This window comes from Mycobacterium asiaticum (assembly GCF_001673635.1).
GTDB classification, from domain to species: Bacteria; Actinomycetota; Actinomycetes; order Mycobacteriales; family Mycobacteriaceae; genus Mycobacterium; species Mycobacterium asiaticum_C.
The window spans coordinates 61,815-77,262 of the sequence record NZ_LZMH01000031.1 but is presented as its reverse complement, the minus strand read 5'-3'; the positions used below and the strand labels follow the sequence as shown (position 1 = coordinate 77,262).

Annotated in this window: 10 protein-coding genes; 7 read left to right on the top strand and 3 right to left on the bottom strand. The window is 59.2% G+C overall.

Going from position 1 to position 15,448, the window contains the following annotated elements; genetic code table 11:
- Positions 1–9 precede the first annotated feature (9 nt).
- The gene (locus A5645_RS07740) at positions 10–1,458 is read right to left on the bottom strand and encodes a glycosyltransferase family 87 protein (RefSeq protein ID WP_172830490.1); all 1,449 of its coding nucleotides are present in this window, start codon (positions 1,456–1,458) and stop codon (positions 10–12) included.
- 1,049 nt (positions 1,459–2,507) lie between these two features.
- Between A5645_RS07740 and A5645_RS07735 the strand changes: the two genes are divergently transcribed.
- The 6 genes from A5645_RS07735 (at position 2,508) to A5645_RS07710 (ending at position 9,462) form a co-directional block, all read left to right on the top strand.
- Positions 2,508–3,614 (top strand): DegT/DnrJ/EryC1/StrS family aminotransferase, encoded by a 1,107-nt coding sequence (locus tag A5645_RS07735; protein WP_065129108.1) that lies wholly within the window; start codon positions 2,508–2,510, stop codon positions 3,612–3,614.
- Between the two features lie 9 nt (positions 3,615–3,623).
- The gene (locus tag A5645_RS07730) at positions 3,624–4,616 is read left to right on the top strand and encodes an NAD-dependent epimerase/dehydratase family protein (protein WP_065129107.1); all 993 of its coding nucleotides are present in this window, start codon (positions 3,624–3,626) and stop codon (positions 4,614–4,616) included.
- A gap of 284 nt (positions 4,617–4,900) precedes the next feature.
- On the top strand, positions 4,901–5,836 hold the full coding sequence (locus A5645_RS07725; RefSeq protein WP_065129105.1) for a GNAT family N-acetyltransferase: 936 nt from the start codon (positions 4,901–4,903) through the stop codon (positions 5,834–5,836).
- A 47-nt stretch (positions 5,837–5,883) separates the two neighbouring features.
- Positions 5,884–6,807 carry a glycosyltransferase gene (locus A5645_RS07720; RefSeq protein WP_065129180.1) on the top strand — a complete coding sequence of 308 codons (924 nt, stop codon included), beginning with the start codon at positions 5,884–5,886 and terminating at the stop codon, positions 6,805–6,807.
- Between the two features lie 39 nt (positions 6,808–6,846).
- Complete coding sequence (locus A5645_RS07715) at positions 6,847–7,587, top strand: class I SAM-dependent methyltransferase (RefSeq protein ID WP_172830489.1); 741 nt, start codon at positions 6,847–6,849, stop codon at positions 7,585–7,587.
- Positions 7,588–7,854: 267 nt separating this feature from the next.
- Complete coding sequence (locus tag A5645_RS07710) at positions 7,855–9,462, top strand: pyruvate, phosphate dikinase (protein ID WP_065129179.1); 1,608 nt, start codon at positions 7,855–7,857, stop codon at positions 9,460–9,462.
- 260 nt (positions 9,463–9,722) lie between these two features.
- On the opposite strand, the gene A5645_RS07705 is transcribed toward A5645_RS07710, so the two are convergent.
- Together A5645_RS07705 and A5645_RS07700 are read right to left on the bottom strand one after the other, a co-directional pair.
- Positions 9,723–10,532 (bottom strand): phthiotriol/phenolphthiotriol dimycocerosates methyltransferase, encoded by an 810-nt coding sequence (locus A5645_RS07705; RefSeq protein WP_065129102.1) that lies wholly within the window; start codon positions 10,530–10,532, stop codon positions 9,723–9,725.
- A 66-nt stretch (positions 10,533–10,598) separates the two neighbouring features.
- Complete coding sequence (locus A5645_RS07700; RefSeq protein WP_065129101.1) at positions 10,599–13,229, bottom strand: PEP-utilizing enzyme; 2,631 nt, start codon at positions 13,227–13,229, stop codon at positions 10,599–10,601.
- Between the two features lie 738 nt (positions 13,230–13,967).
- Between A5645_RS07700 and A5645_RS07695 the strand changes: the two genes are divergently transcribed.
- Entirely contained in the window at positions 13,968–15,233 is a 1,266-nt protein-coding gene (locus tag A5645_RS07695; RefSeq protein WP_065129099.1) for a hypothetical protein, read from the top strand.
- The last annotated feature ends 215 nt before the right edge of the window (positions 15,234–15,448 follow it).

Genomic DNA, 15,448 nt, shown 5'->3' with positions numbered 1-15,448 from the left:
CGCGTGGATTCACCCACCGTCCCCCTCGGGTGACGCGGTGGCAGGTGCAGTGTTTTCGGAAAGCGACGCCGTAGGAACATCCTTGGAATCCGGCATGCGGGCGTACGAGACAATGATCGCCGCGCATGCGATCAACCACAAGATTGGGGACAGGATCACCGAAGTAGGAACGACGCGTGTGGTGTCGACGAGTCCAATCACCCCCGGCTCGCCTCCAATTGCTATCGAGGTTGCCGCCCCGCCGGGCGCCGCAATGGGTGCGGCGATGCTAAGGGCCGCAGCCAGACTCACAGAAACGCCGACTATGCGACGGCGACTGCCGACAGTCGTGAACTGATCAAATAGTCCGGTTCCGGGCGCGCCGCCGGGATCCCGCACCACGAGTGCCGCAATGGGCAACGCGAACACCAGATAGTAGGGATTACTTAACGCAGGAAACAGAGAAGCCGTGGCCAGTAGTGCGATCCCAACCATGACCGGTGGAATGCGGCGTCCGAGAACCACTGTGCAGATGACAACCAGCACTAGGATGGCGAAACCGATCAGCGACCGCGGAGTGGCAAGGAAATCTTCCGGTAGCTTGCCGCCGTTGCTCATTGCCGCGATCGTGTCAGGGATGAGGAGAAGCGCCTTCCCGAAGGACACGTTGTACAGCCCGAGAACCTCCGAGGGATCGCTGTAGTCAAGGTTGTTGTGGGCGTTCTGCACGATTGTCGATGGGAAGTTGCGCGGCCACAGTAGGTATGCGCCGACATTAGTGACAACGCCCCCTAGCAAAGCCAAACTGCTCAACCGCCATTGTCGGGCAGCGAGCAGCGCGAATCCAAGGACAGCGAATTGCGGCTTCACCAACGCGGCCAGCACAACCGTGATCGCGACAAGACCCCAGCGCTCTCGGCGCAGCGCCACCAGGAAGGCCAGCGCGATGGGCACCACGAATCCCACCGAGTTGCCGCGGTCGATTGCGAACCACGCCGGAACGGCCAGAGTGCCGCACACCAAGAAGACCACGATCCGCTCTAGACCGCGAGCACCCCGGGACGCCCAGATGGCCGGGGCAACCACAGCGATTGTCAATACAATTAGGTAGCCAAACAGACCAAGTCGTGCCGAGTCCAGCCACTTACCTAGAAAAGCGAAAATCATGATTGGTACCATCGCCGCCGCGGTGTAGCTCGTGCGAATCAGTGCAGTATGCCCGAACACCATGATCGGAAAGGGCTTCCAAGGATCAGGCCGCATCCCTATTCCCGTCAGGATCGTGTAGTCGTTGAAGCAGTGCCGCCCGACGTTGGTGGGCCGCCCGAGCCAGCAATCCTGGGGAGGGTAGAAAATGGAACTCAGCACGTCGACGGAGTAGTACTGGGCGAGAACGAAACCCGTGGCCCCCGACACCGCCGACGCTATCAGGACGGTTCCCAGCAAGATTGTGCGTTCGGATTGGGAATTGACAGCCACGAATTGTCCCCGAAGCGTGGAGACTGCACGGCGCACTAACTCGGGGAGTCGAGTCACGTGTACTCTTTCCGGGTCGGATCGAAGCTTCGACGACAGCGAGGAGCCGGGTGTTGCAACCCCCTGGATGAGCATCGTAGTGGCAGCTTGGTTCGTCACCCGGGGGACCCCGTTCGTTAACAACGACTAGAAATCAGCCCCCCGTAGTGTTCGGTGGTGGGATCAACCTTCTTGCGATCGGAAATCCTCCTGTCGCGGTGTCACGAGTGGTTCTGACTCCAATATGAGCACCGCGGGTCAAAGTAGTTATTGCTCCAACCGAGGGGCAGCGTAGTCACAGCAACTGGCTTGGCGCTCGAAACGTGCCCGGTTTCCCAAGCTGCGCGAATTGCGATTCGCCGCAAGCAAGGAGAATCGAATGACCAGGTACTAGGCTTGCGTCCATCAGGGGGACAGCGGGTAGCTGCGGTACGTGCTATCCCGGGTATCGCCAGGCACCGGACTGGTGGCGGCGTTGCACTGCAAACTTGCAGCATCAGGTCCCGGTGCTCGAGGCCGAGAACTTACTGCATGACAATAGCGGTCGAACACTGGCCAACTCTTCCGGTTCGACGGGAACCGCTGCCTTGAGGGTTGAACCAGCCGCTGCATACCTGCAAAGCTATTGATGTTGCGCGCAGATAGGGTGCCGCGCGGCACCGGGGGCTGAGACGATCGCTGGTGGGGGCACCGCCAACGGTGATCGGTCGGTTGTTCGAAATCCGCACGGTCCGATGGCGGGCATGTTAATTTTCGAAGGCGTCCGGCTTGCCGGCAAACATCGCTAAATGAGAGTGGATCCAATCGATGCGCAGTCCCTGTCTTTCGTATCGTGCACCTACAGTGCCTGAGCAGGGACATTCTGCCGAGCACAAAGCTAACCCGACGCACCCGATTTCAGCTGTCGTTCCGATCTATCACCGGCGTCATGGAGCGCAGACCGGGCGCATCCTTGCCGTAGCTAAGTCTCTCCGAGCGGAACGCCTCACCCGGTTGGGCTGTCGGTCACGTAGATGATCTCGTTCAACGACCTGCGGAGCTCGAACTGCAATGTGCAAAAGGAGATCGAGGCGGCGGCAATGCGCGTTCTGCGCAGCGGTTGGTACGTCCTCGGTCCGGAGCTAAGGGCGTTCGAAAGGGCATTCGCTGCATACCACGGTGTTGAACATGCCGTCGGGGTAGCCAGTGGGACGGACGCGATTGAGCTGTCCCTGCGTGCAGCGGGGGTCGAGCCGGGAGCGGAAGTAATCACTGTGGCGCATACCGCGGTGCCGACGGTCTGCGCAATCGAACGGGCGGGTGCAGTCCCGGTGCTGGTCGACATCGATGCAAACACCTACACAATGGATCCGGCAGCCGTCCGGGCGGCGATCACGCCGCGTACCCAAGCTGTCGTGCCGGTCCATCTATACGGACAACCCGCCGACATGGTGACGCTCAGCGCCATTGCGCGGGATAAGGGATTGTTGGTCGTTGAGGATTGCGCCCAGGCCCATGGCGCTCGGCTCAACGGTCGACTGGTTGGAAGCTTTGGTGATTTGGCAGCGTTCAGCTTCTACCCAACGAAGAATCTCGGGGCATTAGGCGACGCCGGCGCCGTCGTCACAAACGACGCGGGTTTTGCCGACAAGCTTCGGCAACTCAGAACTTATGGGCAGGTGGGCCGCTACGAGCACCGGACGCGTGGCATCAACAGCCGGCTGGACGAGTTGCAAGCGGCAATATTGCAAGCCAAGTTGCCGCATTTGGACGAACAGAATGCAGTGAGGTGCCGACTCGCGGAGCGTTATGACGCCGCCTTCAAGAATCATCCACTGATCATGAGGCCGGAAGTGCGGACTGGTGCGCAGCCGGTCTACCACCTATACGTCGTACGAAACGCGCGGCGAGACACTTTGATGCGGCAGATGACTGATCAAGGTGTGCAGACACTGATTCACTACGCCGTGCCGGTGCACTTGCAGTCGGCGTACGCCGACCTGGGCTATCAGAGGGGTGACTTGCCGGTAACGGAGCGCGTCTGCGGCGAAATACTCTCCCTCCCAATGCATCCTGGACTACATACCGAGGAAGTCGACACGATTACCGAAAAGATGATCGCCTGCCTAGCGGCAGTTTGAGGAGTCAACATGTTCGGACCCTCTGAATTCTCCGGGAAAAGGGTTCTCATCACGGGTGGGTTGGGGTTCATCGGGAGCAACCTTGCGATCCGACTTGTCGAACTCGGCGCGAAAGTCACCCTAATGGACGCCATGCTCCCCGATCACGGCGCCAACCTGTTCAACATCGCACCTATACGCGACAGGGTGACAGTGACTTTCTCGGACGTGCGGGATGCAAACATCATGCGGTATCTGGTCAAAGATCAGGAGTACCTTTTCCATCTCGCTGGACACGTCGATCACGTCACCAGCCTGAGCGATCCCTATCCCGATATCGACATCAACGTCCGTGGGACGGCGACAGTGATGGAAGCGTGCCGCCAGTTCAACCGCAACGTGAGGGTCATCTACACGGGTACCCGCGGGCAATACGGAGAAGCCACCTCCCTCCCGGTGGATGAAACTGCACCCACGATGCCCAAGGCGCTGCAAGAGATTTCCAACTTGACCGCCGAAAAGATCACCCATATGTATCACGACGTGCATCAGGTGCGGTCAGTAATGTTGCGTTTAACGAACATCTACGGCGAGCGCGGGCAGATGAGACACTCGCGCTATGGCGTTGCGAACTGGTTCGTTCGGCAGGCGATCGATGGCGAGGAAATGAAGGTATTCGGCACGGGTGAGATTAAACGCGACTTCTTGTATGTGGACGATTGCATCGAAGCAATGCTGATGTCGGCGCTCAGCGAGGACGCTTACGGCGAAATCTTGAATGTAGCAACTGGGGAGCCGCTGGATTTCATAACGTTCGCAAAAACCTTGGTCGAAGTCGCGCCCTCAGCGGGATGGTCGTACGCGCCTTTCTCTCCGGAGCGCGCAGCGCAAGAACCGGGCGATTTCTATGCCGATATAGGCAAGATCAAGCGTGTTGTCGGTTGGCAGCCTAGAACGTTATTGCGGGAGGGGCTCTCCAAGACGGTCGCGTACTACCGGCTGAACAAAGAACATTATTGGTGATCGCGCATTCCGACGACAATCGCGCAGAAACGTGTTAGTTATGCGACGCCATATATTGCGAACGTATGCAGAAATGATCCGGCGGTATCGCATAAGCTGGGGCGGGAGAGGATGATGAATAAAGCAAGCATAGAGCGTTATACTTTCCGGTATTGCGCGGTGTTTAGTAAACCGCACGATGCCCAACTGACGGGGGAACATGATAGCGGCGACGAAATTTCCTTTGCTTATCTGAAGGATAATTGTGATGCGCCTTCTGTGGACGACCCTCGTCGCGCCATCTGATGATCGTCGAGCGCTATGATGCGTCCTATCGATCGGTGTGGGACAGCTTTGTGCAAAATAGCAAGAACGGGTTTTTCCTATTCGAGCGCGGCTACATGGACTATCACTCCCACCGCTTCAGTGACCACTCGCTGCTAATTTACGACGAAAAAGACAATCTGATCGCTCTCTTGCCGGCTAATCAGCATGACGACGCGCTGGTCAGTCACGGCGGGCTAACCTACGGTGGATTGATTACTGACAAACGGATGAAAGCGCAGCGGATGCTAAACATCTTCGACGAGTTGCGCATTTACTGTTCCAATCATGGGATTCGCGGAATCACCTACAAGGCGATTCCATACATTTACCACCGCCTGCCGGCCGACGAAGATCGCTATGGACTTTACATCAACGGTGCCCGACTGACGTCTCGCCAAGTTACCAGCGTGATCGACCAGAGCGCGGGGCTTCCTTTCCAGCAGGGGCGGATCGGCGGTGTCAAAAAGGCAGCGCGCGCAGGCGTCCAGGTGAGCGAGTCACATGACTTGGCAGGATATTGGACGCTCCTGGACAAAGTCTTGTGGACGACGCACGGAGCCCATCCAGTTCATAGCTTGAGCGAGATCGTCCTGTTATGCCAGCGGTTCCCGAGCAACATCCGGCTATATACGGCAGGTGCGGGCTCGGAGATAGACGCGGGGGTGCTCATGTACGTAAGCGACGCTGTGGCTCGGACGCAGTACGTCGCAGCGAACGAGCGTGGCAAAGCGCTCGGTGCGCTGGATTTGTTGTTCGACCATCTGATCAACGATATCTACGCGCGCAAGCGCTATTTCGACTTCGGTACGTCGCACGACCCGTCGGAAGGGGGACTAAACTCCGGGTTAATCTCCCAGAAGGAAGCCTTTGGTGCGCGTGCGGTCGTCGTTGATACGTATCGAGTAACGATATGACCGAAAACCACCCGTTGAGGGAGCATATGAACGTGGAGGGGGAGGGTATGAAGACGGTTTCGGTCGTCGTACCTGTCTACTACAACGCTGAATCGCTGCCATTGCTTTTTGCTGAGCTGCAAAAGGTCGAGCATGCGCTTCATGAGCGCGACTGCGCGATGGAGTTGATTTTCGTCGACGACGGTTCCGGTGACGAGTCCATGATTGAGTTGCTAAAGATCAAGCAGCAACGGCCGGATACGCAGGTGGTTAAGCTTGCGCGAAACTTCGGCGCCGTGCATTCCTCAAAAGTAGGGCTGAATTACGTCACCGGAGACTGCTTCATGTGGCTGGCGGCGGACCTGCAGGATCCCCCGGAGCTGGTCGTTGAGATGACCGACCAATGGCTGGCTGGGTCGAAGTTTGTGATTGCGCTGCGGGAAAGCCGGGTTGATCCGCCACTGACGAGATTGTTCGCCGCTGTTTATCATTGGTTGGTACGAGCGATGATTAGTAAAGACTACCCAAAAGGTGGATTCGACATCGCACTGATGGACGCGGCGCTTGTGCCCTATATCCGCGATAGCAGCAAGAACATCAACACCGCTCTGTTGGCTTATTGGCTCGGTTACAAGCCGGCGACCCTTTACTACGAGCGACGAGAACGTCCTCACGGGAAGTCGCGCTGGACATTCGCAAAAAAATTAACTTACTTCATAGATTCGATTCTCGGCTTCTCAGTGCTGCCGATCCGGCTGATTTCGATGTTGGGCTTCATCGTGTCGCTGCTCTCGTTCGGCTACGGCTTGTACATTGTTGCGGGTACGGTATTCGGTGGACGGGTTGTAGCTGGCTTCGCAACGTTGGTCGCATTGATCAGCTTCTTGCTGGGCGCAGTAATGATCATCCTGGGCATCATCGGGGAATACATATGGCGCATCTTCGACGAAGTCACCACGCGACCGGAAGTAGTGGTGGAACACGTTTACTAACAACTACATCGACAGCATGACATTGGCGAAGGAAAGCCCTTGAGCCGCGACATCGAATCATACAGTCGCTCGTACCGGGAACTTCCGTTCGAGGCGATTCAGGCCGGATATCGTCGTCGAGTGGTCCTGGAGCAGATCGCACGCTTCGGACCTGCGTCCTTACTGGAAGTCGGTTGCGGGTTGCGACCTTTGTTTACCGACCTTGACCCCGGCATCGACGTCACAGTGATCGAGCCATCAGCCGACTTCGCCAGCAACGCCCGCGAACTCGCCGCCGGCCACCAGACATCAAAGGTGGTGGAGGCCACGCTTGAGCAGGCGCCCGTTGATTTGCGCCAAGGCGGCTTCGACCTAATTGTGCTGAGCAGCCTGCTGCATGAAGTTGACGAACCACAGCAACTGCTTCTGGCGCTGCACCCGCATTGTCACATCGACACTGTTGTACACATTAACGTGCCCAATGCGCATTCGATTCATCGCTTGCTAGCGGTGGAGATGGGTCTCCTTGATGATCCCTTCGAATTGTCCTCTACCCAGAAGCACATGCAGCAGCGATCCACCCTAGACCTCAGCGGTCTCGCCGAATTGCTAGGCGAGCAAGGTTTTGAAGTTCAATCTAGTGGAAGTTATTTCGTCAAACCTTTCACCCATGCACAGATGCAAGATTTGTGCGACGCTGGCTTTCTCACCGAGGCGCATTTGGAAGGATTGTTCCGCCTAAGTCGGCGCATGCCTGAGTTCGGCTCAGAAATTTACATCAACGCAAAGCGCACAACTTGATGTGGCAGGCCTCCCGTGTGACGAAGTGAGCACTCTCACGATAGGTGCGGTGACATCGCTCGAAGTTGCTAACCTTGGTCTTGCGTAAGTTTGCCCCTAGTCAACGATCCGAAATCATTACCGCCTGTGCCACCTGCGGAGCAGGTGAGACTGAGAGGATGGCACGCCGAGGATGTCTCCACTCTTGCGATCCGCCCGTCGCCGGCCGCGGCCAGTTGGCTGCTTTGGGCTTCCGACAACCCGCGATCCGCGGCACTAATGCACGTAATGTCCAAATCGACGAGAAACATTGACAACAACCCGCGGGCGCTCGTTCTCGATGGCAGCGCCGACTTGCCGCGTGAGCTCGTCGGCAATAAGGGCTACGGTATTAACGCGATGCGCGCTAAGGGCTTACCGGTCCCGCCGGCTTTTTGCATAACGACCGCCGTATGCGCCGACTGGTTCGTTGAGCCAAAGCGCGCGGTCGATCATGTGCTGCGAGACCACGCCCGCGACATGATGTCATACCTGGAGGAGCAAACCGGGCGCGCATTCGGGAAGACATCCCGTCCATTACTAGTGAGTGTGCGAAGCAGCCCGGTGCTATCCATGCCTGGCATGTTGGACACTATTTTGGACCTGGGCATTGACGACGAGGTCGAAGATGCGCTGTCTGCGTTGCACAATCCTGGGTTCGCCGCGGACACGCGGCGGAGATTCCGACAGGTATACCGGCGCATCGTGCTAGGCAGCGACGCCGTTATCGTGCCCGACGATCCGTGGGAACAACTTGCCGGCGCGATCAATGCGGTGTTTGCATCGTGGAATAGTGACCGCGCGCGGACCTATCGCAGCCACCACGGCATCGATGATGTCACCGGTACGGCAGTGGTTGTTCAAGCCATGGTGTTCGGTAACTTGAACGGCGCATCGGGCACGGGGGTGCTCTTCTCCCGAAATCCGATGACCGGAGCCGACGAGTCATTCGGAGAGTGGCTTCCGCGTGCCCAGGGAGAGGATGTTGTGTCGGGCACGTTCGACGTCGAGTCGGTGATTACTTTGCGCGACCAGCATCCCACCGTTTACCGCGAGTTGGAAGCCGCGGCGAAGTTGCTCGAGAAGCTCGCGGGAGATATGCAGGAGATAGAATTCACCGTCGAGGATGGTCGACTCTGGTTGCTCCAAACAAGGACGGCGAAGCGATCCGCGCAAGCGGCGGTGCGGATCGCGCTGGCGTTGCGTCGCGAGGGGATTATCGACGACTCCGAAACCCTACGCAGGGTAACCCCAGAGATTGTGCAGACGCTGTTGCAGCCGGGGTTGCAACCCGAGGAACGCCTGGCTGCGCCACTGCTGGCCAAGGGTTTGCCGTGCTGCCCGGGTGTTGCGGGGGGGAGGGCCTACACCGACGTCGAGGAAGCTCTCGACGCCGAAGGCGACGTCATCCTCGTCCGCCGTGCGACCAGTCCGGACGACATTCACGGGATGCTCGCGGCCTGTGGCATCGTCACCGAGATCGGCGGCGCCACCAGCCATGCCGCCGTTGTCAGTCGAGAACTCGGTCGTCCGTCTGTCGTGGGCTGCGGCGAAGGTGTAGCTGCCCGGCTGGCAGGCAAGCTGATAACGGTCGATGGTACGGAAGGTGAAGTGCGAGAAGGGATTTTGGAGGTGAGCGCATGGTCAGAAGCCGACTCGCCCGACCTTCTGCAGCTTGCCGAGCTGGCGCGTCAGTACAGTCCACTGCGCGCTCACGCTTCCGGTAGTCATCCGCGGCTGGACGATACTACCGAGGATGGCATCCGTGCAGCCATGGCGAGCGGCCATGCAGACGTCTTATCGAACGCTCCACTCCGGGCCATGCTCCTTGCGCTGAAGCTTGATGAGACCAAATAAATTTGAAGTGCCGCAGAGTTATGTTTCGGGCGCGGTCGCGAGCCACGCCCTGGCAACCTAAGCGTGGCAACGACCACGAAATAGTGTGAGATTGCAGGCTTCTTCATGTCGAGATTAGCCAAATCATCTGCCGCCCCGGAGTTGTCATAGTCAGCTGAGGGGCCGTTCGCGCGGTCGCCGCAAGGTGGGGGGTTGTCAACCGATCTGCATTTCGTGCTCAGCGTTACGACCTAATCGCGATGGCTGGGCAAGGGAATGCCTTACTCCTTGACAAAGCAGTAGATTCGGTACGCGTAGTCCCCGCTTTGGACCGCACTTTGAAGCCATGAGCCCTGGAGGGCGGCGGCCTTGCGAGCCGCGCCGCGCATCAATCTTGGTACGCGCGGCGTCGGCTGCGACTTCAGAGTGTTTTCTAATCCCCGCAGAACTTGCTTTTCAATGTCGGTGCGAGAGACCAATCGCATTGGGGCATCTGACAAGGCCTCCTCCCACTCGGGAATACGGACCTTGGGACGAAAATCGGTATACAGGAAATGCCCTCCCGGACGCAGCACGCGCGCCACTTCATCGAGGAAGCGAGAAAAGTGGGGGTATAGATTCGCCGATTGGATATTGATCACCGCATCGAAGGATTCAGCGGGAAACGGTAGGTCCTCGGCATCGCCCTCGACGAAGTCAAGGCCAGGCAGAATGTGCCTTTCCCGGCAGAAGGCAACGCCGGCGGGATTTAAATCAAGTCCGGTGTAGGAGGCTGGGTGCAACGTGCGCATGATGTACGAGGCTCCGCCTCCGTGGCCGCAACCGACCTCCAGCACTCGCTTTCCGGAAAGATCCGTTTGCGTGGCCGTGCGGTGGTACAGCTGAATTGAGTACCGGTTGGCTTCGTCGCTCGCCTCAAGTGGCAACGCCATCGGAGGATCCTCGTCGTACCCGTAGTTGATGAACAGCTCTTCGTCGTCACGTTGGGTTACGAAGGGGTACCAGTACTTCGCCAAGAAACTCCTTACGGATGGGGTATGCACAATGCGGTAGGCGACAGGGTTGTACACGAGTCGGTGGAGACGGGCCATGGGGACAGTATGGCAAAGCGCACTGGAGTGATACGGCCCGGCCGGTGAAACTTGCGAATGGCCGTTCTACGCTATGTCTTGTGATCCGTCGATAATGCGGATGGTGCCCGCGGTGCCATCAACTTCGACTACCTGGCCATCCTTGAGACGCTGGGTCGCGGTCAGCGTGTTGACGACGGCGGGCACCCCAAACTCGCGGGCCACGATCGCCGAGTGCGACATCATGTCGCCGACGTTGGTAACCACAGCAGCCGCGCAGCCGAAGAAAGGCGTCCACCCGGTGTCGGTGGCGTTGGCAACCAGAATCTCTCCGGGTTCGAAGTCGTCGTCGGCCTCTGCCATGATTCGCACCTTGCCACGAGCAAAGCCCGGCGATGCGCCAAGCCCATTGATGACTTGGTTTGCACTGATGGTGTCCTGGGCGGATGGACTCCACGGCTGATGGAAATAAATTGGGAAGTCTAGCGCTGCAAGCCGCGTCCGCTCAGCCCGGCGTCTGGCGACCAACTCTCTGGAATTAGCGGGCGGACAATATATTTCGCCTATCGAAAGGTAGTGTACGTCGTCAATAGACTCTAGGGTCCCCCGCTCGGCCAGCCGCCGACCCCATTCTCGCAAAGCAAGCCGAACCTCATAAGTGATGCGCATGCACGCGTCGCGCCCGCGTTCCCGTCGCTCGATGGCCCCAAGGGCGACACGGATCAGCGTGCGATGCAAGAGACTCGGTGCCGAGATCGAAGGACTTGTACTGGAACTGCGGATGCTGCCGACGATCGAGCGAAGAAGCAGTTCCGGCGCATCCGCGTAGACGGGGTTACTCAGTTCCGTCTCGCCGGGCCCCCGATGCCCGCATTCCCGCACGAGGCGGTCAAATTTGGCGTGGAATGTCGGGGCATCGCTGCGCAGCCTGTCCAGCACCAATTCGCGGGGGCTGTCTTCGATGAGCTGGCGCAATCGCGCATCTGTCGCTGCGATCTCAGCGAGTTCTAGCACACCGCTCAGGAGGACGGCGCTGCGCAGGGTTTTCGTGCCGGTGCGCAGATTCATCGCTACGTCGTCCCCGTAGCGCTGCGCGATGAGATTCATTGGGGGAACGGCCACGGCGGTGTTCATTTGGTTGATGTCCCATGCGCGAACGACCATGTCGGTCACCAATTCGATGCGTGCAAGCAATTTCTGATCGGTGATCGTCCGCAGACTTGGGCGGTCGGACACGAGTCGCGCGACTCGGCGCTCCATGTTGGAGACCTCGTGCCCTAGACCGGCGATCTGCGGGCCGCTTTTAAGGACTGTGCGGGCGCCCATGAATGCGTCGGCAATCGTTATCGGCGGCGAACGATAGCCGTCAGGTAAAGCGGTGCCGTTCACCTCATGCTCGATGCTTTCGGGAGTCTGGCCGGGAATGGCTTTGGCCAATTCCTTCATCACCGTCAAGTTGTTGTAGAGGCGGTGTCCGATCGTGCCGACCTTCTTGGTACTTACCGTCCAGGCCAGCTCTGGTTTCAAGGGAAAAATCAGTTCGAACTGGTTCGCCCCACTCAGCATGATGCGATTGGCGAGGCCGAGCGAGAATGGCGTCATCGGCCCTGGAAACGCCTCAGCCAAATTTGCCGCAGTCCACTCCGGCAGCGCGGGATCGCCGGTGACGTTGTCGAATTCTCCGGTGTACTCCGGCGGTACGATCTGCACCGCGCTTCCGTCGGAAGCAGATGTCTCGCGGGGGTGGATGACCGGTGTCGCCAGACGGCTCGGCTTGCGGATAGAACGCGAGCCGACTGTCCAGGCAGCCGACGACGAGTCAGTCATGTCGGCTGCGGCTTCTGCTGAGCTGTAAGCGCATGTAAAGCCGAAATCCTGGCGCAACTTTCGGGTGTCTCCGAGTGGGTAACACGACAGAAGCTTGATCCGGTCGGGCACGCTGTCAAATCTGCTTGTTCTCGCGATGAGACTGGCCAATGCGCGCGAGAACCGCTTGCCCGATTTGACAAGCGGTTTTTCTACGATGTCAGCAATCTCGGCAAATGTAAGCGGATCGTCGGCGTTGAGGTTGACGGTCCCGGTAGGCCCGCCCAGGACAGCCGACGCGCAGAATCGGCCGACGTCGTCGATATGGATCAGCTGCATGCGCGCCTTGCGGCTCGGACTGACCACCACCGGCTGCCGGAACATATTGGCCGGGCCGCTCCACACAGACCGTCCGACGGTTACGGTAGGCCGCACATTCACCCACTCGATGCCGGACTCTGCAATCATTTTTTCCGCGCGTAGCTTGTTTTGCTCATACTGCAGCGACGCTGCGGGGCGCGGCGGCTCATCTTCGGTGAACGGTTGCGGATGGGCGGGCTGGCCGCCGTAAACAGAGATTGAGGATGCGAACAGCACCCTGCGGCAATCGTGGTCGGTCATCGCACGGAGCAACGTGGCGATACCGCCGATGTCGTTGTCTTCGGTATTGACTGCACTTCCGAGTGTCGGGGTGGTCCACGCAAAGTGGGCGACCGCGTCGCAATGCGCGATCGCTCGCGATACGGCTTCTGAATGTTGGATATCGCCGACCACGTACCTTACGCCCGGCACCGGCACCAGCGGAGTGCGCCGGGCCAGGACTACGATGTCGGCTCCCATCCGTAGCAGCCATTTGACAGTCGCCCCGCCGGCCGCACCGGTGCCTCCAGTTACCAGAACTTGTCCCGACACCTGACCTTCACCCGTCTAGAAACCTTCGACTTGGCTCCTGCGCACTCCCGTCGCGCTGGTGCCGACAGTATCAAGGTCTGTCGATTCGAACGCTGCCGCATGAAGAGATGCGAGTGTGCGCAGCATGGATGGGGTTGCGCGCCACGGACTCAGACGAGTCCGGCCTGCAGTCGCCTTCCCAAGTCCGCTCTCACGGCCCAGCCGCGCGGTTGTGCCCCTCGACGTCGTCCCATTACCCGCGTCGATCCGCATCTTCGTTATCAGAAATTTGATTGCTCCGCGGATCATCCACTGATTCCGTAGTCTGGACGATATCCACACAGTCCTTCATGATGCGTACCGTCGAACAACCCGTAAGCAAGGTCCACCGGTCCGGTTGGCGGAGGTTCCGCTGAACACCTTCGTCGCTTCACGAATGAACCTCGCACGCGTGATTGCATTTTGGTCGTGACCGGATCTTCTGAACGAAGTGGTTTTCGGTCCGGTGAACGTCGCCGATAACAGATGCAGCGAGGCGGGCCCGCACAAGCCAACTAGAGCAGGAAGCGTGACCAACTCGTCCATCAACGGCCGTCCAGCTATGCTGCGTTGCGGCCCTGCACGTCTCGCAATGAACGAGAAGGCAGCCGCCGCAGTGGTGAACGTGAAGAGGCTCATGTTTGGCACTCGCGCTTATGGGTCGAAACTCTGGTCTTTCGGGCGGATCTCGTTCTTCACAGCGGCCGAAGTATCCCGCCGATGACTGGAGTCAGCGACACTGCGGCTTCCAACGGGGCGATCACGCGAGCCAGCGTCGCCCGGGTTGGACTTGCGACGGCACTGACGGCAATAGGTCTTTACTCAGTTATCTACCTAGCAGCTCGTGCCCTGGCGCCGACTGGGTTTTCAGTATTCGCCGTGTTCTGGGGAACCTTCGGATTGTTCACCGGTGCAACCAACGGGTTGATGCAAGAAACGACACGTGAAATTCGTTCCGGCTGCAACACCGGCGTCGTGGCTAGCCGTCATACCAGTCCATTAAGGGCCGCCATAGTGATCGGCTTCGTTGCTGCCGCCGCGATTGCGGGCACTTCGCCCCTTTGGAGCCGACACATATTCGTGGAATCGCGCTGGTTATCAGTGGGGCTACTAGGGTTTGGGGTTGCCGGGTTCTGTCTGAATGCCGCGTTGCTAGGGATGCTGGCTGGCGCTAATCGGTGGGGCCAGTACGGAGCCATGATGGTTACCGACGGCCTGAGTCGGCTGGCAGTCGCTGCCGCGGCGTTCGTGATCGGTTGGGGCGTTGCAGGTTACTTGTGGGCCACCGCCGCAGGTTCGGTCGCATGGCTGCTCGTGCTGCTGGCATCGCCGGCCGCACGAGAAACGGCCCGGTTGCTAACGCCGACTGCGATGGGGACGTTTTTGCGTGGCGCCGGTCATTCGATCACCGCCGCCGGTGCCAGCGCAATCCTAGTCATGGGTTTCCCAGTGCTGCTGAAGGCTACGTCGGACCGATTAGGCGCAAGCGGTGGAGTGATCATCCTGGCGGTCACCTTGACCCGCGCCCCGCTCCTGGTCCCGCTGAGCGGAATGCAGAGCAATTTGATTGCCCATTTTGTCGACGAACAAGCCGAGCGGCTTCGGGCCCTGATCCGCCCGGCTTTGATTATTGGGGGGATCGGCGTAGTCGGTGTGCTGGCTGTAGGGCTAGCTGGCCCGTGGTTGCTGCGAGCCGGATTTGGTCCTGACTACCAGGCCAGCAGGGCCTTACTCGTTTGGTTGATGGTGGCGGCTGTTTCCATCGCCATGCTGACGCTCACAGGTGCCGCCACGGCTGCGGCCGCTCTGCACCGAGCGTATTCTTTCGGCTGGCTCGGTGCGACGGTCACGTCGACTTTGTTGCTGCTCCTGCCGATGGCGCTCGATGCGCGCACTATCATCGCCCTACTGGCTGGCCCTCTGGTCGGAATCATCATCCACTTGGTCGCATTGGTGCGGTCGCCAAGATGGGAACAACAACACTAATTGCGGCTGGGGTACCAAGCGCTGCCCGCAGGTGCCGGACTCCGATGTGTTAGGAGGGGCGGCAACGACACGAGTCTCCCCAAGCCGACTCGTGTCCGTGGGCGCCCAGATCGACGCCGCAGTGCTTGACTGTCGGATGGCGGCATTCGTTGGGCCCACGCTTGTAGAGCGCCGCTGTTCTGGTGGGTGAGGAAAAAACCGCAACCGGGGGCGAC

Excerpts from the sequence above, each read along its gene's own strand:
- A5645_RS07730 (WP_065129107.1), top strand. The coding sequence starts at position 3,624 with ATGTTCGGACCCTCTGAATTCTCCGGGAAAAGGGTTCTCATCACGGGT.
- A5645_RS07720 (WP_065129180.1), top strand. The coding sequence starts at position 5,884 with ATGAAGACGGTTTCGGTCGTCGTACCTGTCTACTACAACGCTGAATCG.
- A5645_RS07710 (WP_065129179.1), top strand. The coding sequence starts at position 7,855 with ATGTCCAAATCGACGAGAAACATTGACAACAACCCGCGGGCGCTCGTT.
- A5645_RS07725 (WP_065129105.1), top strand. The coding sequence starts at position 4,901 with ATGATCGTCGAGCGCTATGATGCGTCCTATCGATCGGTGTGGGACAGC.
- A5645_RS07695 (WP_065129099.1), top strand. The coding sequence starts at position 13,968 with ATGACTGGAGTCAGCGACACTGCGGCTTCCAACGGGGCGATCACGCGA.
- A5645_RS07735 (WP_065129108.1), top strand. The coding sequence starts at position 2,508 with ATGATCTCGTTCAACGACCTGCGGAGCTCGAACTGCAATGTGCAAAAG.
- A5645_RS07705 (WP_065129102.1), bottom strand. The coding sequence starts at position 10,532 with ATGGCCCGTCTCCACCGACTCGTGTACAACCCTGTCGCCTACCGCATT.